The organism is Modestobacter excelsi (assembly GCF_005930495.1).
GTDB classification, from domain to species: Bacteria; Actinomycetota; Actinomycetes; order Mycobacteriales; family Geodermatophilaceae; genus Modestobacter; species Modestobacter excelsi.
In genome coordinates this window covers 1-18,752 of the sequence record NZ_SJEX01000054.1, presented here as the reverse complement: position 1 = coordinate 18,752, position 18,752 = coordinate 1, and the positions used below count along the sequence as shown (strand labels likewise).

Below are 18,752 nucleotides of genomic sequence, written 5' to 3'. Positions count from 1 at the left end.
CCGCTGGGCACCCACCGCCGGCGACCTGAGCAGCTCCGACGTCCGTGGGCTCGGGCTCCATCGCCCACGGGCCACCAGCGACCCACCCGGACGGCGTGGGACCCGGGTGCCGGGGGGCTCTGGTCGCCGCGGCACGAGGCGCAGGCCCGGCGGGCGGAACCCCCCCCCCGCCCACAGCAGCCAACAGCTCTCTGAGCGGCAGGGGTCCCTCGGGCGATGGCTCTCGCCATCCCCCTCAACCGGCCCCGGACGCACGTCGGGGCCCCTCCCGGGTGGGAGGGGCCCCGACGTCGTGCGGTGGTGCTGGGATCAGTGGGCGTTCTGCCCGACGTAGTACTCGAAGAGCAGGCCGCCGATGGTGAGCAGCAGGGCGGCGCCGGCGATGGCGATCAGCCACGGGTAGTAGAACGCCAGCGCCAGGCCCATCAGCCCCGCGGAGAGCGCCAGGCCGAAGGGCCAGTAGCTGCCCGGGCTGAAGAAGCCGAGCTCGCCCGCACCGTCGGCGATCTCCGCGTCCTTGGAGTCCTCGGGGCGGGCGTCGATGCGTCGGCTGACGAACCAGAAGAAGCCACCGATCAGCGAGGTCAGCCCGGCGGACAGGGCCAGCGCCGTGGTGCCGATCGGCTCCTGCGCCCAGAAGCCGTAGACCACGGCGGCGGCGATGCAGAACACCGCGATCAAGTTGAAGATGAGCGCTTCGACCTTCACGGCCGGTCCTCCAGGTGCTGCGGGGTGATCGGGTCAGTCATCCGAGGCCGCCGAGGCCTGCTCGCGGTCGCCCTTGAACGGCTCGGTGGCGATCGACGCACCGGGCTGGCCGATGGTCTCCAGCGCGTCGTAGGTCGACAGGCCGGACTCGCGGGCGCTCAGGTAGGCGTCGAAGTCCGCCGGGCTCACCGACCGGACCTCGAAGTTCATGAACGCGTGGTACGTCCCGCAGAGCTCGGCGCAGCGACCCACGAAGGCGCCCTCCTCGCGGACGGTCACCTCGAAGACGTTGTCCCGGCCGTTCTCGTTGCCGGGGACCACGTCGAGCTTGAACAGGAACTCCGGCACCCAGAAGGAGTGGATGACGTCGGCCGATGCCAGCTCGAAGCGGATCGTCTCACCGGTGGGGACCACCAGGATGGGCACCTCGTTGGTGGACCCGACGGTCGACACGGGCTCGCCGCCGTTGGCGTCGGTGGTGTCCGGGTAGACGAACTGCCAGTTCCACTTGAACGCGTTGACCGCGACGGTCACGTCCGGGTCGTCACTGCGCTCCATCACCCGGTTCTGCGTGCTCACGGTGAAGAAGAACAGCACCGCGATGATCACGAACGGGATGATCGTGTAGACGACCTCGAGCGGCAGGTTGTACGCCGTCTGCCGGGGCAGCTCCTCGTCGCTGCCCTTGCGCTTGCGGTACCTGATCGCCGCGTAGGCGATGAGGAGCCACACCGCGATGCCGACGACGAGGGCGGCCAGGGTCGAACCGATCCACAGGTCGTGCATCCGGTGCGCCTCGTCGGTGATGCCCTCGGGCCATCCCCAGCTGAGCCAACTGCCTCGGACGTCACACCCGCTGAGCGTCAGCGCCCCCAGGAGACCGAGCCCGGCGACCTGCGCCGGCTTGCTGCGTCGAGCCACTGCCCGCTGCCTCCTCATCCCCCGCATGGCGGCACCACGCGGTCTCACCGGCGGGGCTCGTCGGTCGCCCGACAGGTCATGCCCACCCCGACCACAGTCTCGCCGAGACTAGCCGACCCCGCCTGTCGTCCCGGGAGCGGGAGCACCGACCCGGCGGGTCGGCCCCGGGCCGGCGGGTCGGCGTCCCGGCGGACGGCCGTCCGCGCAGGTGGTGCCGCGTGTGGCCCGCGGTGCACCCGCCGCCGGAGGGCCGGACGACGGCGCCCGTCGCGGGCCGACGGCTACAGTCGGAGGCGTGTACCGACGCCTCCTGACCTGGCGCTGGGTGCTGTTGCACCTGCTGGTCCTGGCGCTGTTCGTCGCGACCTTCTTCCTCGGCCACTGGCAGCTGACCAAGGCCGAGGACGGCGGCGGCGCGGTCAACTGGAGCTACGCACTGCAGTGGCCGCTGTACGGCTTCATGGGGCTGGGCTTCTACCTGCGGATGGTCCGGGACGAACTGCGCCGGGACCCCGCCGAGGACGAGCCCGGCGCCGCCGTCGTGCTCTACCAGCGCCCCCGGATCGACACCACCGGCGACCCCGAGCTGGCCGCCTACAACGCCTACCTGGCGGAGCTGAACGCCAAGGCCCTCGGGCAGCAGGTGAACGGTGGCCGCTGAGTCGACCGCGCCCTCGGCGGCGACCGTCTCGCCGAAGGTCCGGGGCGCGCTGACCCGCTACCGCGTGATGGCCTACGTCGTCGGCGTCATGCTGGTCCTGCTGGTGGCCGTCGCCATGCCGCTGAAGTACCTGGCGGACAGCCCGGGCCCGGTCGCGGTCATCGGGACCGCCCACGGCTTCCTGTACGCCGTCTACCTGCTGGCCGCCTTCGACCTGGCCCTCCGCGCCCGGTGGACGGCGAAGGGCACCGTGCTCGTCCTGCTGGCCGGCACCATCCCCCTGCTGTCGTTCGTCGCCGAACGCATCGTCACCCGCAAGACCCGCGCCGGTCAGCGCGTCTGACCTCGCCGACGGACCCCCTCCCCCGACTCCCTGGAGCCCTCCCGCATGTGCGGTCTGCTGGCCTACCTGTCCACCGACGCCGAACGGGTCGACGAGCAGACGGTGGCCGGGGTGCAGCACGCGCTCCGCTGCCTGCGCCACCGCGGCCCCGACGACCGGGAGATCTGGTCCGACGGGCACGCCGTCCTCGGGTTCAACCGGCTGGCGTTCATCGACATCGAGGGCAGCCCGCAACCGATGCCGTACGCCGGTGACCGCTACCGGATCGTCTTCAACGGCGAGATCTACAACTACCTCGAGCTGCGCGAGGAGCTCAAGGCCGCCGGTGCCACCTTCGCGACCGAGGGCGACACCGAGGCGATCGTCGCCGGGTACCACCTGTGGGGTGAGGCCGTGGTCCCGAGGCTGCGCGGCATGTTCGCCTTCGTCATCTGGGACAGCCAGACCGGGACGGCGTTCGGCGCCCGCGACGCCTTCGGCATCAAGCCGCTGTTCACCGCCCGGCTGGCCGACGGTGGGCTGGTCTTCAGCTCCGAGAAGAAGGCGCTGCTCGAGCTGCTCGGGGGCAGCGATGCGGCCGGTGGCGTCGATGCCGCCTCGCTGCAGCACTACCTGACCCTGCAGTACGTGCCGGAGCCGGCGACCCTGCACCGGGGCATCCGGCGGATCGAGAGCGGGACCAGCTTCACCGTCGTCGACGGCGAGCTGCGCACCGCCCGCTGGTTCCACCCCCGGTTCGACACCGAGCCGGTGGCCCCGGGGTCGGAGCAGGCGCTCTACGACCGGATCGCCGAGGTGCTCGACGACTCGGTGGCCAAGCACATGCGCGCGGACGTGACCGTCGGGTCCTTCCTCTCCAGCGGCATCGACTCGACGGCGATCGCGGCGCTGGCGCACAGGTACAACCGCGACCTGGTGACCTTCACCGTCGGCTTCCAGCGCGAGGCCACCTCCGAGGTGGAGATCGCCGCGGAGTCCGCCGCCATCCTGGGCGTCCGGCACGTGCCGGTCGAGGTGACCGCCGAGGAGTTCGCCGAGGCGATCCCGACGGTCGTCTGGTACCTCGACGACCCGGTCGCCGACCCGGCGCTGGTGCCGCTGTACTTCGTGGCCCGGGAGGCGCGCAAGCACGTCAAGGTCGTGCTCTCCGGCGAGGGGGCCGACGAGCTGTTCGGCGGCTACACCATCTACCGCGAGCCGCTGAGCCTGGCGTGGGCCTCGAAGCTGCCCGCGGTGGGCCGGCAGGCCCTGGGCCGGCTGTCCCGGCTGGTGCCCGAGGGCGTCCGCGGGCAGGACCTGCTGCGCCGCGCGTCGATCCCGCTCGAGGAGCGCTACTACGGCAACGCACGCAACCTCAACGCCGACGAGCTGGCCCAGCTGCTGCCCGGCCACGACCCGGACCTGTCGCACGTGACGGTCACCGAGGCGCTCTACCGGCAGACCCGGAACGCCGGCTACGACGACGTGACGGCCATGCAGTACGTCGACCTGTTCACCTGGCTGCGCGGCGACATCCTGGTCAAGGCCGACAAGATGACGATGGCCAACTCGCTGGAGCTCCGGGTGCCGTTCCTCGACCCCGAGGTGTTCGCGCTGGCCAGCAGCCTCCCGCTGGAGATGCGGGTGCCGCGCCGCGGCGACGCGACCAAGTTCGCGCTCCGCCAGGCGATGTGCCAGATCGTGCCGCCGAAGATCATGAACCGCCGCAAGCTGGGGTTCCCGGTGCCGACGGCGGAGTTCCTGGCCGGTCCGCTGCACGACTGGGCGCAGTCGATCGTCAAGGACAGCCAGACCGACGAGTGGCTGGACCGCGACCACGTGCTCGGTCTGCTCGAGCGGCTGGCCCAGGCCGAGGTGCCCAGCAAGCGGATCGCCCGGCAGGTCTGGGAGGTGCTCGTCTTCATGATCTGGCACGGCATCTTCGTCGAGGAGCGGATCCACCCGGAGGTCCCGGAGCCGGTCTACCCGGTCCGGCTGTGACCCGCCGGCGGGCTCCCGGCGCGGCCACAGGCCTGCTGGCGGTGGCTCTCCTCGCCGGCTGCTCCGGCGGCGACGACGACCCGGGGCCGGCCCCCACGACGGCGGCCGTGTCCGTCGCGCCGTCGTCGGCACGGACCCCGCCGCCGATCTCGCCCCGGACGACGATCAGCTTCGCGCCGGACAGCAGCCTCTCGCCGCCGAACGGCGGCGGCGTGCCCGTCCCCATCCCGTCGGACCCGCAGACCGACCGCTGAACGCGACAGCGCCCGGCACCTCGTCGAGGTGCCGGGCGCTCTCTGTTGCAGGTCCGTAGGACCGACCCAGCACGGCCCCGTCCAGAGGCTCGCCCCGAGCTTGCGAGGGGTGAGGAGGACGGGGTCCTTCCTCAGTGGAAGGAGTCGCCGCAGGCGCAGGAGCCGCCGGCGTTGGGGTTGTCGATCGTGAAGCCCTGCTTCTCGATGGTGTCGACGAAGTCGATCGTCGCGCCGCCGAGGTACGGGCCGCTCATCCGGTCCACGATGACCTCGACGCCACCGAACTCGTAGGTCTGGTCGCCGTCGAGGAAGCGCTCGTCGAAGAACAGCTGGTAGCGGAGGCCGGAGCAACCACCGGGCTGCACCGCGATCCGCAGCCGCAGGTCGTCGCGACCCTCCTGCTCCAGCAGCGTCTTCACCTTCGACGCGGCGGGGTCGCTGAGGATGACGCCCGTGGCGCCGGGGGCCTGCGTGTCCTGCACGGTCATGTTGTGGTCCTCCCACACTCGAGGGTGTCCTGCTCGACCGGCCGCGGGAGCGGGCTCCTCTGGCTGGTCATCACTGGCGCTCAACACCGCCGTGGCGGAGCTGCTTCCCACTGTACGGCGCGGGTCCGCGGGAAGGGAGCACGCCGACCACCCCCGCGGAGGACGCCGGCCCCGCGATCGGCGCCGGAGCGGACCTGCGGACACGTAGACTCCACGTCCGTGAAGCTCCGCCTGCCCGGCCGCCGTCCCGCCGCCGACACGACGCCGGACGCCGCCACCACCGTGACCGCCCACGGGGCGACGGCGGTGGGCACGACCGGCAAGGGCCGGCCGACCCCCAAGCGCACCGAGGCGCAGGGCCGCCGCTCCGGGCCGGTCCCGCCGCCGCCGACCACGCGCAAGGAGGCCTTCAAGCGGCAGCGCGAGCAGCAGGCCGCCGGCCGGGGCAGCGCCCGGGAGGCCGCCGCCCGCGGTGACGACAGCGCGCTGCCCGCCCGTGACCGGGGCCCGGTGCGCCGCCTCGTCCGCGACGTCGTCGACGCCCGGCGCAACGCCGGCAGCTTCTTCCTCGTCGTCGCGGCCCTGGTGCTGATCGGCTACTTCATCCCCAACCCGGCGGTGCAGGGCTACACCGTGTTCGTGTGGTTCGCGTTCTTCCTGGTGATCATCGCCGACTCGTTCGTGCTCGGCCGGCGGATCAAGCGGGTCGTGCTCGAGCGCTTCCCGAACCACGAGGAGTCGATGCGCTCGCTGGTCTGGTACGGGGTGAGCCGGGCGACGATGATCCGTCGCTGGCGTTTCCCCAAGCCGCAGGTCGCGCTCGGCGCCGAGTTGTAGGAGAAGGGCTCTCCTGCCCCACAGCGCTCGCACGCTCACGCTGGACCCTGCAGGGCCACGACGAGTACTGAGCACTGCTAAGGGCTACCGTCTGGTGTCGTGCAGACACGACGCCTCGGCCGTTCCGGCCTGTCCATCTCCGAGATCGCCTACGGCAACTGGCTGACCCACGGCAGCCAGGTCGAGGAGGACGCCGCGCACGCCTGCGTGCGGGCCGCCCTCGACGTGGGGATCACCACCTTCGACACCGCCGACGTCTACGCCCAGACCAAGGCCGAGTCCGTCCTCGGCCGGGCGCTGGCCGGCCAGCGCCGCGAGGGCCTGGAGGTCTTCACCAAGGTCTACTGGCCCACCGGACCAGGCGCCAACGACCGCGGCCTGTCCCGCAAGCACATCACCGAGAGCTGCAACGCCTCGCTGAAGCGGCTGCAGACCGACTACGTCGACCTCTACCAGGCCCACCGCTACGACGCCTCGGTGCCGCTGGAGGAGACGATGACCGCCTTCGCCGACCTGGTGCGGCAGGGCAAGGTGCTCTACCTGGGCGTCTCGGAGTGGCGCGCCGAGGAGATCGCCGCCGCCGCCGAGCTGGCCCGGGAGCTGGAGGTCCAGCTGATCAGCAACCAGCCGCAGTACTCGATGCTGTGGCGGGTCATCGAGTCCGAGGTGGTGCCGACCAGCGAGAAGGAGGGCCTCTCGCAGATCGTCTGGTCGCCGCTGGCCCAGGGCGTGCTGACCGGCAAGTACCTGCCCGGTCAGCAGCCGCCGGCCGACAGCCGCGGCGGGCACGCCACCGTCGGCGGCTCGATGCAGAGCTACCTCACCGACGAGGTGCTCACCCGGGTGCAGCAGCTGCGGCCCATCGCCGAGGAGCTCGGCCTGTCGATGGCGCAGCTGGCGGTGGCCTGGGTGTTGCAGAACCCGAACGTCGCCGCAGCGATCATCGGTGCCAGCCGCCCCGAGCAGGTGCACGACAACGTCAAGGCGGCCGGCGTCCAGCTGCCGGCCGAGGTCCTCACGCGCATCGACGAGGTGCTCGGCGAGGTCGTGGAGCGCGACCCCGCCAAGACCTCGCGCGGATGACGCCCGGCCTGGCCGCGACGATCAGGTCGCGGCCAGGCCCATCGGGCCGTAGACCCGTTCGCCGTCCTGCTGGAGGGTGACCGTCGCGATGCCGCGTTCGAGCAGGTCGCGCCACGCCTCCCCCAGCCAGGACTCGGCGTCGCCCTGGTTGTCGCACTCGGGCACCTCCACCCCCAGCGTGGCGGGATCGACCGTCGCCCCGGTGGGGTCCTCCAGCTGCCAGGTCCAGCCCATGCGGCGAGGCTAGCGACCAACCGCGACCTCAGCAGTCCCGCGCGCCGCGATCTTGGTTTACGCGGTAACGGCATCGGGGCATGGGAGGGCCGGGGCGCAGTCGCGCCCACCGCCGTCCACCCGAGCCCGCGGAGGACCCGATGAGCCAGCCCACCTCGGGCCAGCCCGACGTCGGGCGTCCCCGGGACCCCGACGCCGTCCAGGCCGAGATCGAGGCGACCCGGGAGCAGCTCGGCCGCACCGTCGACGAGCTGGCGGTGCGGCTGGACGTACCGGCACGGGTGAGGGAGCAGGTCGCCGAGAAGGCCCTGGTCGCCCGGGACGTCGCGGTGGAGACCTATCGGGAGAGCCCACCTGCCGTGCTCGGGGCCGCGGCCCTGCTGGCCGCCGTCGTGGGCCTCGTCGTCTGGAGGAAGAAGCGATGAGCAAGGGCGCGAAGATCGCCTACCGCCCGATCGGGCTGTTCGGGAGCCTCGTGGCCAGCTCGATCGCTGCGGCGCTGTTCCAGCTCATCTGGAAGAAGGCGACGAACGCCGAGGACGCCCCGACCGCGATGCAGAGCGAGTACCGGCTGCGCGAGATCGTCCTCGCCTCCGCTCTCCGCGGCGCGATCGTCGCCGTCGTCAAGGCGCTGGTGAGCCGGGGCGGGGCCCGCGGCTTCACCAAGCTGACCGGCGCCTGGCCCGGCGACTGACCTCCACCACCCCCAGACACCACCGCGAGACGAGGACCAGCACGATGCCGGACACCCAGCGACCGCAGAGCGCCGTGCAGCGGATCCAGGAACGTGTGGCGGAGAAGGCCGCCCGCCGGGCCGCGGCCCGCGCAGCCGAGGACAGGTCCACCGACCCGCTCCCCCGGGACGGCGCCACCACGTCCACCGTCGTGGCCACCGAACGGCGGGAGGCCAACCGCCCGGCCCCCGAGGTCCCCAGCGAGTCCGAGCTGCCGGGCGTGCACGCGGAGAAGCCGACGGAGATCCCGGCGCGCGGCTGGGTGCAGATCGTCAAGCGGGCGTGGGCGGAGAACAGCGCCGACAACATGCCGATCATCGGGGCCGGCGTGGCGTTCTTCGCCTTCCTCGCCCTGTTCCCCGCGCTGATCGCCACCATCTCGCTCTACGGCCTGGTGGCCTCACCGGAGACGGTCTCCCGGCAGATCCAGTCGCTGTCGGACCAGCTGCCGGCCGAGGCCCAGACGCTGCTGAGCGAGCAGCTGAACAACATCGTGGACAACAGCGGCGGCGCGCTCACGGTCAGCCTCATCATCTCGATCGCCGCGGCTCTGTGGAGCGCGGCGGGCGGCACCGGGAACCTGATCACCGCGGTCAACCTGGCCTACGACGAGGTGGAGACCCGCGGCTTCGTCAAGCGCAAGCTGCTGGCCCTGGGGCTCACCCTCGGCGCGATCATCTTCGTGCTGCTCACCATCGCCCTGATCGCGGTGGTGCCCGCCGTGCTGGACGCGCTGCCGCTGGGGATCGTCGGGACCATCCTGGCGCAGGTGCTGCGCTGGGTGCTGCTGCTCGGGGTGATGGCCGGCGCGCTGTCGGTGCTCTACCGGGTGGCCCCCGACCGGGACGCGCCCAAGTTCCGCTGGGTCAGCCTCGGCTCGATCGTCGTCACCGTCATCTGGGCGCTGGTCAGCCTGCTGTTCAGCCTCTACGTGAACAACTTCGGCTCCTACGACAAGACCTACGGGGCCATCGCCGGCGTCATCGTGCTGATGCTGTGGCTGCAGCTGACCGTCTTCCTCGTCCTCCTGGGGGCGGAGATCAACTCCGAGGCCGAGCACCAGACGTCGGCGGACACGACCGAGGGCGAGCCGCAGCCGATGGGCCAGCGCGACGCCACCATGGCCGACGAGCTGCCCGACCCGCCGACGCCCACGAAGGAGAGCAAGCAGAAGGCGTAGCCCTCCTGGCCCCGTTCAGGGGTCCACGGCGAGCTGGCGAGTCGTGGGGGGAACGGGGTCCTTCGTGTGGGACTCGACGAACGGGGGACGACGGACGACGACCGGCTGCGGGCGGCCTCGGACGTCGACGGCGACCTCGGACCCCTCACCGAGCCCGGCCGCGGTGTCCAGCAGCGCCAGGGCGATGCCGGTGCGCAGGGTCGGGGAGAACGTCCCGCTGGTCACCTCACCGACCACCGATCCGTCGGCGGCCAGCACGCTCATGCCGGGGCGTGGGATCCCCCGGCCGGGCGCCTGCAGGCCCCACAGCTGCCTCGCCGGGCCGGCGGCCCTCTCCGCCGTCAGCGCCTCGCGGCCCCAGAAGGTGTCCTTCTGCCACCCGACGGCCCAGCTCGAGCGGGCCTGGTTGGGGGTGATGTCCAGGGACAGCTCGTGGCCGTGCAGCGGGTACCCCATCTCGGTGCGCAGCGTGTCCCGGGCGCCGAGGCCGCACGGGCGGATCTGCTCGGGCTCACCGGCAGCCAGCAGCGCGTCCCAGAGCCGGGCTGCGCCGTCGGCGGCGACCAGCAGCTCGTAGCCGTGCTCCCCGGTGTACCCGGTGCGGCAGACGGTCACCTCGTCGCCGGCCGCGCCGGGCGTCCCGGCGAAGGACATGTAGTCCAGCTGCCCGGGCAGCCCGACGGCGGCGAGCACCTCCGCCGACCGGGGACCCTGCAGCGCCAGGACGGCGACCTCGGTGTGCCGGTCGGTGACCGAGACCCCGGCCGGTGCTGCGTCGGCGAGCCGGGCGAGGACGGCGGCGGCGTTGGCGGCGTTCGGCACGAGCAGGACGTCGTCGGGGCCGTGCAGGTAGACGATCAGGTCGTCGAGCACGCCACCGGCCTGCGGCTCGCCGTCGGGGACGCAGCACAGCGTGTACTGCGCCTGCCCCGGGCCGATCCTCGCCAGGTCGTTGGTCAGGCAGGCGTTCACGAACTCCGCCGCCCCGGGACCGCGGACGGTCGCCGTCCCGAGGTGGGAGACGTCGAAGAGGCCGACTCCTCCGCGCACCGCGGTGTGCTCGGCGAGCACTCCCCCACCGGCGTACTCGATCGGCATGGACCACCCGCCGAAGTCGGCGAACTTGGCACCAGCGGCCTCGTGGCGGTCGTGCAGGGGAGAGGTCAGCGGGCTCACGGTGGACACGCTAGTGCGGCTCCCGTGCCGGGCCCCGGGCCGAGCGTGCGGGGCACCGGGGCACGGGGGTCCTTCTAGGATCACCGCGTGCCGCCGACGATCTCCGCCATCGACCGCCCGCTCGAGAAGCTCTCTGCCGACGCCGTCGTCGTCGGTGTGGGCAAGGGACCCGACGGCCTGCTCAGCACGCCGGGCGCCGACGCCGTCGACCGGTTGCTCGGCGGCCGGCTGCTCGCCGCGCTGGCCGACCTCGGCGCGAAGGGCGGCGAGGACGAGGTCACCAAGCTGCCCACGTTCGGCCAGGGGCCCTTCCCGGTGGTGGCGGTCGCCGGGCTCGGCGCTCCGCAGCCCGACGGCGGGTACGCACCGGAGGCGCTCCGGCGCGCGGCGGGGGCCGCCAGCCGGGCACTCACCGGACGCGGCGCGGTGGTCACCCTGCTCGCGGCGGTCGGTGGGGCGCCGGACGCCGAGCGGCTGCACGCGGTCGGCGAGGGCGCGCTGCTGGGTGCCTACGAGTTCACCGCCTACAAGTCCGACCTCCCCGCCGGGCGGCCCACCCCGCCGGCGTCGTTCCAGCTGGTCGTCCCCGACACCGGGGCCGCCAAGGCGCCGCTGGCCCGGGTCCGGGCCGTCGCGGACGCCGTCGCGCTGGTGCGCGACCTGGTGAACACGCCGCCGAACGACCTGTACCCGGCCGAGCTGGCCGCGCGCGGCGCGGCCGCCGGCAAGAAGGCCGGGCTGTCGGTCGAGGTGCTCGACGAGAAGGCGCTGGCCGCGGGCGGCTACGGCGGCATCCTGGCCGTCGGCGCCGGCTCGGCCCGCCCGCCACGGCTGCTGCGCCTGGAGTACCGGGGCAAGAAGGCCCGGACGAGCGTGGCGCTGGTCGGCAAGGGCATCACCTTCGACAGCGGCGGCATCTCGATCAAGCCGGCGGCCGGCATGGCCGACATGAAGAGCGACATGGCCGGGGCGGCCGCGGTCATCGCCACGGTCTGCCTGGTCGCCGAGCTCGGCCTCCCGGTCGACGTCACCGCCACCGTGCCGATCGCGGAGAACCTGCCCAGCGGGACCGCCTACCGACCGGCCGACGTGGTGACCTTCCGCAACGGCAAGAAGTCCGAGATCACCAACACCGACGCGGAGGGCCGCGTGGTGCTCGCCGACGCGATCACCCGCGCGCTCGAGGACTCCCCCGCCCACCTGCTGGAGACCTCCACCCTGACCGGCGCGCAGCTGGTGGCGCTGGGCACCCGGACCTCGGGGGTCATGGGCAGCGAGGAGCTGCGGGACGCGGTCGTGACGGCCAGCCGGCGCAGCGGCGAGCCGATGTGGGCGATGCCGTTGCCGCCGGAGCTGCGCCGCAGCCTGGACTCCGCCACCGCGGACTTCACCAACTCCGGCTCGGACCGGTTCGGCGGCATGCTCGTCGCCGGTCACTTCCTCGCCGAGTTCATCCCGTCCGGCCAGCAGTGGGCGCACATCGACGTCGCCGGCCCGGCCTACAACACCGGGGCCCCGTGGGGCTGCACCCCCAAGGGCGGGACCGGCGTGCCGGTGCGCACCCTGCTGGCGACGATCGAGGACCTGATCACCGCCGCGGGCTGACGTCAGCGGCCATCTTGCAGGGGCCCGCCGCGAGTGTCAGCGAGTGGTGGGGGGACGGTGCTCCTGCTGCTTCTGTCGAGCACTCCAGTCCCGCATCCGCTGCGGGTAGCCGGTGACCTGGGCGTCGTAGACGGGCACCGCCAGGTCCCGGGACAGCCGGCGCGCGACCTCGGGGCCGTCGATGCGCCGGCGGGTCCACTCACCGTCGGCCGCGACGAGCAGGATCGTCGTCTCGGTGACGGCGGTCCGCGGCTCGACGTACCCCTCGACCCCGCGCCGGGTGGCCACGAACTGCTCGAGGTGGGCGAGGTCCGCGGACCCGGAGGCGCGGTCGAGCGTGCCTCGGCGGCCGCTGCCCTGACCCCTTCCGGCGCCCCGGCCGCGCAGCCGGTCGAACAACCCCATGCCCTGCTCCTGTCCCCGGGGTCGCGACCTGCTGCGCGACGCTCCAGCGACAGCAACGGTGCATGCGGACGCGCCGTTCCCGGGAGTGGCAGGATGGGCAGGCGCAGGATCGCCGTGCCCGGGACACCTCCGGGCCACCCAGCACTTGAGGAGCACTCGTGAGCGCACCGACCGCCCCCGCTGACCTGGTCATCCTCGGTGGTGGCTCCGGTGGCTACGCCGCCGCGCTGCGCGCCGCCGAACTCGGTCTGTCCGTCGTCCTGATCGAGCGGGACAAGGTCGGTGGCACCTGCCTGCACCGCGGCTGCATCCCGACCAAGGCGCTGCTGCACAGCGGCGAGATCGCCGACAGTGCGCGCGAGGGCGAGCAGTTCGGCGTGAAGACCTCGCTGGCCGGGATCGACATGGACGGCGTCAACGCCTACAAGGACAGCGTCATCTCCAAGCTCTACAAGGGTCTGCAGGGCCTGATCAAGAGCCGCAAGATCACCTACGTCGAGGGGGAGGGCCGGCTGGTCTCCCCGACCGCCGTACAGGTGAACGGGGAGACCTACGAGGGCCGCCACGTGCTGCTGGCCACCGGCTCCTACGCCCGGTCGCTCCCCGGCATCGAGGTCGACGGCACCCGGGTCATCACCAGCGACCACGCGCTGAACCTGGACCGCGTCCCGAGCTCGGCGATCATCCTCGGCGGCGGCGTCATCGGCTGCGAGTTCGCCAGCGCCTGGAAGTCCTTCGGGGTCGACGTCACCATCGTCGAGGGTCTGCCGCACCTGGTGCCGCTGGAGGACGAGTCGTCCTCAAAGCTGCTGGAGCGCGCCTTCCGCCGCCGCAAGATCGACTTCTCGCTCGGCAGTCTCGTCTCCAGCGTGCAGACCACCGCTGACGGGGTGAAGGTCAGCCTGCAGAACGGCAAGGAGTTCGAGGCCGAGCTGGTCCTCGTCGCCGTCGGTCGCGGTCCGGTCAGCCAGGGCCTGGGCTACGAGGAGGCCGGCGTCGCGATGGACCGCGGCTACGTCCTCGTCGACGAGTACATGCAGACGAACGTGCCGACCATCTCCGCCGTCGGTGACCTGGTCCCGACCCTGCAGCTGGCGCATGTCGGCTTCGGCGAGGGCATCCTCGTCGCCGAGCGGCTGGCCGGGCTGCCGGCCGTGCCGATCGACTACGCCGGCGTCCCGCGGATCACCTACTCCGACCCCGAGGTCGCCTCGGTCGGGCTGACCGAGGCCCAGGCCAAGGAGAAGTACGGCGAGGTCGAGGTGCTCACCTACGACCTGGGCGGCAACGGCCGCAGCCAGATCCTCAAGACCTCCGGTGCCGTCAAGCTCATCCGGCAGAAGGACGGCCCGGTCATCGGCGTGCACATGGTCGGCAGCCGGGTCGGCGAGCTCATCGCCGAGGCGCAGCTGATCTACAACTGGGAGGCCCTGCCCGACGAGGTGGCCCAGCTGATCCACCCGCACCCGACCCAGAGCGAGGCCCTGGGCGAGGCGCACCTGGCGCTGGCCGGCAAGCCGCTGCACGCGCACAGCTGATCGCTCGGCACCACCTGTACGACCGCCTGCACGACCCCCACGACTAGAGGAGACCTGCCTTCGATGCCGACGTCCGTCACCATGCCCGCCCTGGGCGAGAGCGTCACCGAGGGCACGGTCACCCGCTGGCTGAAGGAGGAGGGTGACCAGGTCGAGGTCGACGAGCCACTCCTGGAGGTGTCCACCGACAAGGTGGACACCGAGATCCCGTCCCCGGCCGCCGGCGTGCTGTCCAAGATCATCGTGGCCGAGGACGAGACCGTGGAGGTCGGCGCGGAGCTCGCCGTGATCGGCGGCGACGCCGGTGGCGACGGCGGCGCCCCGGCCCAGGAGGCCCCAGCAGCGGAGGCCCCAGCAGCGGAGGCACCGTCCGGCGGCTCGGCGGGTGGCGGTGAGGGCACGAAGGTGACCATGCCGGCGCTGGGTGAGAGCGTCACCGAGGGCACGGTCACCCGGTGGCTGAAGGCCGTCGGTGACGAGGTCGCGGCCGACGAGCCGCTGCTCGAGGTGTCGACGGACAAGGTCGACACCGAGATCCCGTCCCCGGTGTCGGGCACGCTGCTGTCGATCACGGTCAACGAGGACGAGACCGTCGACGTCGGCGCGGAGCTCGCGGTCATCGGCGCCGCTGGTGCCGCGCCCGCGTCGGCACCGGCCGCCCCCGCGCCGTCGGCCGACGAGCCGCCGGCCGACGAGCCGCAGCAGTCGGCTCCGGAGACCGAGGCGCCGGCGCCCGTCTCGCAGGAGGCCCAGCCGACCTCGGTGAAGGCCACCACCGACACCGGCCAGCCTGGTGCCGACTACGGCTCCAGCGGGGCGATGCCGACCCAGTCCCCCACCGACCAGCCTTCGCCGGCCGAGGCCGTCGCGCCGGCGACCCCGCCGGCTCCTGCCCCGGCAGGTGCCGCGGCCTACGTGACCCCGCTCGTGCGTCGCCTCGCCGCTGACAACGGGGTGGACCTGAACACGGTCGAGGGCACCGGCGTGGGCGGACGGATCCGCAAGCAGGACGTCCTGGCAGCAGCCGAGAGGGCCGCCGAGCCCGCCCCCGCCGCTCCCGCGGCGGCCGCCCCGGCTGCTGCTGCGTCGTCGGGTGCACCCACCCCGTCGCCGGCCGCCACGCCGGACAGCTCGCTGCGCGGCCGCACCGAGAAGATGTCGCGGCTGCGCACCGTCATCGCGAAGCGGATGGTCGAGTCCCTGGAGATCAGCGCCCAGCTGACGACCGTGGTCGAGGCCGACGTCACCCGGATCGCCAACCTGCGCAACCGGGTGAAGAACGACTTCGCCGCCCGTGAGGGCGTTAAGCTCTCGTTCCTGCCGTTCTTCGCCAAGGCGGCCGTCGAGGCGCTCAAGGCCCACCCCGCGGTGAACTCCTCGGTGGACATGGCCGCGGGCACGGTCACCTACCACGACAGCGAGAACCTGGGCGTTGCCGTCGACACCGATCGCGGTCTGCTCGTCCCGGTGATCAAGGGCGCCGGCGACCTCAGCCTCGCCGGGATCGCCCGCAAGATCGGCGACCTCGCCGAGCGGACCCGGTCCAACAAGGTCACCCCCGACGAGCTGGGCGGCGGGACGTTCACGCTGACCAACACCGGCAGCCGGGGCGCGCTCTTCGACACCCCGATCATCAACCAGCCGCAGGTCGCGATCCTGGGCGTCGGCTCGGTCGTGAAGCGCCCGGTCGTCGTGCAGGACCCGGAGCTGGGTGAGGTCATCGCGGTGCGGTCGATGGTCTACCTGGCGCTGACCTACGACCACCGGATCGTCGACGGTGCCGACGCCGCCCGCTTCCTCACCACGGTGCGGGAGCGGTTGGAGGCCGGTCAGTTCCACGGAGAGCTCGGCCTGTCCTGAGCACGCGGCCCCGGCCACCTCATCCCCGCCCGCTGGGGTCGAGGTGGCCGGGGCCTGACGGGGCCCCGGCTCAGGCCGGGGCCCTTCGCCGTCTGCGCCGCCCGACGGTGCGCCTCCGGCGCCCGCACCTCGATCCAGGGAGCCCACGTTGAAGGTCGCCGTCACAGGATCGTCCGGCCTCATCGGGCCGGAGCTCGTGCGGACCCTGCGCGCCGACGGCCACGACGTGCTGCGGCTGGTCCGCCGGACCCCGCGGACAGCAGACGAGCACCGCTGGGAGCCGGCCCTGCACCGCATCCCGGCGGGCCTGCTCGACGACGTCGACGCGGTGGTGAACCTCGCCGGTGTCGGGGTCGCCGACCGTCCGTGGACGACCAAGCGCAAGCAGCTCGTGCTTGCCAGCCGGGTGGACAGCACCACGACGGTCAGCCGTGCCCTCGCCCAGGCGGTGGCCGACCATCCCGGCCGGGAGCGTGTCCTGCTCTCCGCGTCCGCGGTCGGCTGGTACGGCGACACCGGTGACCGGGTCGTCGACGAGACCGTGCCGGCCGGGGACGACTTCCTGGCACGGGTGTGCGTGGAGTGGGAGGCGGCCACCGGGCCGGCCGTGGCGGCCGGCGTGCGGGTCGCGACGCTGCGCACCGGACTCGTGCTCGGCCGGGGCGGTCTGCTGGGGAAGATGCTGCCGCTCTTCCGCGCCGGGCTGGGCGGGAAGCTCGGCAACGGCCGGCAGTACATGCCCTGGATCAGCCTGCGGGACGAGGTGGACGCGATCCGCTTCCTGCTGACGTCACCGGTCTCCGGCCCGGTGAACCTGACCGGACCCGCGCCGGTCACCGACGCCGAGTTCACCGCGACGCTCGCCGGGGTGGTGCACCGGCCGGCGGTGCTGACCGTCCCGGGACCGGCGATGCGTCTGGTGCTGGGCGAGCTGGCCCGGGTGGGCGTCCTCGCCGGCCAGCGCGCGGTGCCGGCGGTGCTCGAGGCAGCCGGCTTCAGGCACACCCACCCGGACCTCGCGTCGGCGTTGGAGGCAGCGGTACGCCGGTGAGAGCTCACTGCTCCACCCGGGCATCACTGATCCGCCAGCCGGCCGCGGTCTGCTGGAGGACCAGGCGAACCTCCGCTGCACCGCGCGCCGGCACGTCGGCGGCCACCGGCCCCTCGTCGCCGGTCGGCTCCACGCGGTAGCCCGGCAGCTCGTCGACCAGCCGGACCTCGACCCGGCCGTCGGCCCCGGCGCTGACCTGCACCAGCCGTCGGACCTCGGGTGCGAAGCCGCGCAACTCCTGCCCCTGGTCACGCAGCGCCAGCAGCGCAGTGGTGTCCCGGTCGAGCAGCGCACTGCCCGGCACGTACACCCCGCCGAGGACCGTCGCGTCCCCGGTGGTGAATGCCGTCGCGCGCCGGGCGTACAGCTCGGTGAGGACGGCGGCCCACGCTGCGTCGTCGGCCGGCGGCCCGGGCCGGTCGGCGGCGGGCACGCCGGCAGGCGCCGGGTCGGCGGGTGGCACGGCGGTGCCCGTCGGCCGGCCCGGCGCCGGGTCGGCGGGTGGCGCCGTGGACGTCCCGTCCGCCGCCGCCCGCTGCCCGGTCGTCTCCGCCACCGGTACCGGCTCGTCCGAGCCGCCGCCCCAGCTCACCCCCGCCCAGGCCGCCCCGGTGAGACCGGCGGCGACTGCCACCAGGACACCGGCCACCACGACCGCCCGGTGGAGCAGCCGACCGGCGACGCCGCGGACGTCGTGGTCCGCCGCCGGGCCCAGCCGCTCGATCAGGCCGGCGCGGAGCCGGGCCAGCCGCCCGTCGGGGACAGGTGCGGCGTGGGCCGCCCGGACCCGGCCGGGGACCTGGTGGGTCAGCTCGGTGCGCCGCCCGGGACCGGTCGCCCCCGGCTCGGTGTCCGGGACGCCGGTCACCGGCAGCCGGACCGGCTCGGGCGCGCAGGCGTGCCGCAGGTCCAGGGCGAAGGCCGCCGCGGAGCCGCGCTGGTGCGGTTCCGGCGACAGCCCTCGCCGGACCACCCGGACGAGCTCCTCCGGCGCCTCCGGCGCCAGCAGAGCGAGGTCCGGGAGCTCGCCGTCGGCGGCGACGCCGAGCGTGCCCCGGGGGTCGGCGGCGTTCCACGGTGCGATCCCGGTGAGCGCGTGGAAGGCGGCGGCAGCCACCCCGAAGACGTCCGAGGCCGGTCCGGGCGCACCGCCACGGGCCACCACGGGGTCGACGTAGGCCGGGGTGACCTCGGCCCGCACCCGGTCACCGACCAGGCGTGCCGTGCCGAGGTCGGTCACCACCGGGCGGCCCTCCGCCGTGAAGACCACGTTCCCCGGGGAGAGGTCGCCGTGCACGACGCCACGGTCGTGGGCGTGGGCCAGGGCCGCCGCCACGGGTGCCACGGCGGTGACGACCTCGCCCGGGCGCAGCCGTCCGCGGCGGGCGAGCAACGCTGCCAGGCTGCCGCCGGCGAGCAGGTCGAGGACGAGCGTGACCTCCGCCGGGCCTCCCCGCACCTCCCGCCGCACCACCTCGTGCAGGCGGACCAGGTGCGGGTGGTCGAGCTCGCCGAGCAGCGCGGCCTCGCGCTCCTGCCGGGCCGCGTCGCCCCGGACCAGGACCTTGACCGCGACCGGCGGACCACCGCCGCGAGGTCGGGCACGCCAGACCTGCCCGGAGCCGCCGCGACCGAGCAGCTCCTCGAGCACGTAACCGGGCACGACGGGAGCCGCAGGAGGGCCGGGCTGGGCG

General features: G+C 73.4%; 20 protein-coding genes. 13 read left to right on the top strand and 7 right to left on the bottom strand.

All coding sequences use genetic code 11. The features are described from left to right. Nucleotides 1–309: 309 nt before the first annotated feature. Entirely contained in the window at nt 310–708 is a 399-nt protein-coding gene (locus FHL80_RS16810; RefSeq protein WP_138734526.1) for a cytochrome c oxidase subunit 4, read from the bottom strand. Between the two features lie 33 nt (nt 709–741). Further along, on the bottom strand, nt 742–1,629 hold the full coding sequence (gene ctaC / locus FHL80_RS16805) for an aa3-type cytochrome oxidase subunit II (protein WP_138734525.1): 888 nt from the start codon (nt 1,627–1,629) through the stop codon (nt 742–744). Nucleotides 1,630–1,924: 295 nt separating this feature from the next. Here ctaC and FHL80_RS16800 point away from each other — a divergent pair, with 295 nt between their 5' ends. From FHL80_RS16800 to FHL80_RS16785, 4 genes are read left to right on the top strand one after another with little or no spacing between them, the layout of a single operon-like run. Continuing rightward, nucleotides 1,925–2,290: a metalloprotease gene (locus tag FHL80_RS16800; RefSeq protein WP_034907108.1), complete on the top strand. Its 366-nt coding sequence runs from the start codon at nt 1,925–1,927 to the stop codon at nt 2,288–2,290. After that, nucleotides 2,280–2,633, top strand: a complete 354-nt coding sequence (locus tag FHL80_RS16795; RefSeq protein ID WP_246078738.1) for a DUF3817 domain-containing protein — start codon at nt 2,280–2,282, stop codon at nt 2,631–2,633. Before FHL80_RS16800 ends, FHL80_RS16795 begins: the two co-directional genes overlap by 11 nt. Nucleotides 2,634–2,678: 45 nt before the next feature. Beyond that, the gene (gene asnB / locus FHL80_RS16790) at nt 2,679–4,613 is read left to right on the top strand and encodes an asparagine synthase (glutamine-hydrolyzing) (RefSeq protein ID WP_138734524.1); all 1,935 of its coding nucleotides are present in this window, start codon (nt 2,679–2,681) and stop codon (nt 4,611–4,613) included. Beyond that, nucleotides 4,610–4,867, top strand: a complete 258-nt coding sequence (locus FHL80_RS16785; protein ID WP_138734523.1) for a hypothetical protein — start codon at nt 4,610–4,612, stop codon at nt 4,865–4,867. Before asnB ends, FHL80_RS16785 begins: the two co-directional genes overlap by 4 nt. Before the next feature lie 131 nt (nt 4,868–4,998). Here FHL80_RS16785 and FHL80_RS16780 read toward each other — a convergent pair whose 3' ends face one another. After that, a complete protein-coding gene (locus FHL80_RS16780) occupies nt 4,999–5,355 on the bottom strand; it encodes a HesB/IscA family protein (RefSeq protein WP_014741535.1) in 357 nt (118 codons plus the stop codon). Nucleotides 5,356–5,574: 219 nt separating this feature from the next. Between FHL80_RS16780 and FHL80_RS16775 the strand changes: the two genes are divergently transcribed. After that, nucleotides 5,575–6,192, top strand: a complete 618-nt coding sequence (locus FHL80_RS16775; protein WP_138734522.1) for a DUF3043 domain-containing protein — start codon at nt 5,575–5,577, stop codon at nt 6,190–6,192. A 99-nt stretch (nt 6,193–6,291) separates the two neighbouring features. Continuing rightward, a complete protein-coding gene (locus FHL80_RS16770; RefSeq protein ID WP_138734521.1) occupies nt 6,292–7,275 on the top strand; it encodes an aldo/keto reductase family protein in 984 nt (327 codons plus the stop codon). 21 nt (nt 7,276–7,296) lie between these two features. Here the strand turns inward: FHL80_RS16770 and FHL80_RS16765 are convergent, their stop codons facing one another. Further along, on the bottom strand, nt 7,297–7,509 hold the full coding sequence (locus tag FHL80_RS16765) for a hypothetical protein (RefSeq protein ID WP_026845271.1): 213 nt from the start codon (nt 7,507–7,509) through the stop codon (nt 7,297–7,299). A gap of 140 nt (nt 7,510–7,649) precedes the next feature. On the opposite strand from FHL80_RS16765, the gene FHL80_RS16760 reads away from it, so the two are divergent. The 3 genes from FHL80_RS16760 to FHL80_RS16750 are packed head-to-tail and all read left to right on the top strand — an operon-like array spanning nt 7,650 to nt 9,423. After that, on the top strand, nt 7,650–7,934 hold the full coding sequence (locus tag FHL80_RS16760; RefSeq protein ID WP_138734520.1) for a DUF3618 domain-containing protein: 285 nt from the start codon (nt 7,650–7,652) through the stop codon (nt 7,932–7,934). Further along, on the top strand, nt 7,931–8,203 hold the full coding sequence (locus FHL80_RS16755) for a DUF4235 domain-containing protein (protein WP_138734519.1): 273 nt from the start codon (nt 7,931–7,933) through the stop codon (nt 8,201–8,203). The genes FHL80_RS16760 and FHL80_RS16755 overlap by 4 nt, the downstream gene beginning before the upstream one ends. 44 nt (nt 8,204–8,247) lie before the next feature. After that, nucleotides 8,248–9,423, top strand: a complete 1,176-nt coding sequence (locus FHL80_RS16750; RefSeq protein WP_138734518.1) for a YihY/virulence factor BrkB family protein — start codon at nt 8,248–8,250, stop codon at nt 9,421–9,423. 15 nt (nt 9,424–9,438) lie between these two features. On the opposite strand, the gene gcvT is transcribed toward FHL80_RS16750, so the two are convergent. Next, complete coding sequence (gene gcvT, locus FHL80_RS16745) at nt 9,439–10,599, bottom strand: glycine cleavage system aminomethyltransferase GcvT (RefSeq protein WP_138734517.1); 1,161 nt, start codon at nt 10,597–10,599, stop codon at nt 9,439–9,441. 87 nt (nt 10,600–10,686) lie between these two features. On the opposite strand from gcvT, the gene FHL80_RS16740 reads away from it, so the two are divergent. After that, on the top strand, nt 10,687–12,204 hold the full coding sequence (locus tag FHL80_RS16740; RefSeq protein WP_138734516.1) for a leucyl aminopeptidase: 1,518 nt from the start codon (nt 10,687–10,689) through the stop codon (nt 12,202–12,204). Nucleotides 12,205–12,240: 36 nt separating this feature from the next. Here the strand turns inward: FHL80_RS16740 and FHL80_RS16735 are convergent, their stop codons facing one another. Next, entirely contained in the window at nt 12,241–12,609 is a 369-nt protein-coding gene (locus tag FHL80_RS16735) for an oxidoreductase (protein WP_138734515.1), read from the bottom strand. Nucleotides 12,610–12,767: 158 nt separating this feature from the next. Here FHL80_RS16735 and lpdA point away from each other — a divergent pair, with 158 nt between their 5' ends. The 3 genes from lpdA (at nt 12,768) to FHL80_RS16720 (ending at nt 17,058) form a co-directional block, all read left to right on the top strand. After that, nucleotides 12,768–14,147, top strand: coding sequence for a dihydrolipoyl dehydrogenase (gene lpdA, locus FHL80_RS16730; RefSeq protein WP_138734514.1), 1,380 nt, complete (start codon nt 12,768–12,770; stop codon nt 14,145–14,147). A 63-nt stretch (nt 14,148–14,210) separates the two neighbouring features. Further along, nucleotides 14,211–16,007 (top strand): 2-oxoglutarate dehydrogenase, E2 component, dihydrolipoamide succinyltransferase, encoded by a 1,797-nt coding sequence (sucB, locus tag FHL80_RS16725; protein WP_138734513.1) that lies wholly within the window; start codon nt 14,211–14,213, stop codon nt 16,005–16,007. Nucleotides 16,008–16,155: 148 nt separating this feature from the next. After that, nucleotides 16,156–17,058 (top strand): TIGR01777 family oxidoreductase, encoded by a 903-nt coding sequence (locus FHL80_RS16720; protein WP_138734512.1) that lies wholly within the window; start codon nt 16,156–16,158, stop codon nt 17,056–17,058. 4 nt (nt 17,059–17,062) lie between these two features. On the opposite strand, the gene FHL80_RS16715 is transcribed toward FHL80_RS16720, so the two are convergent. Then, nucleotides 17,063–18,752: serine/threonine-protein kinase (locus FHL80_RS16715; protein WP_138734511.1), on the bottom strand; the 1,690-nt coding region annotated here is incomplete at its 5' end.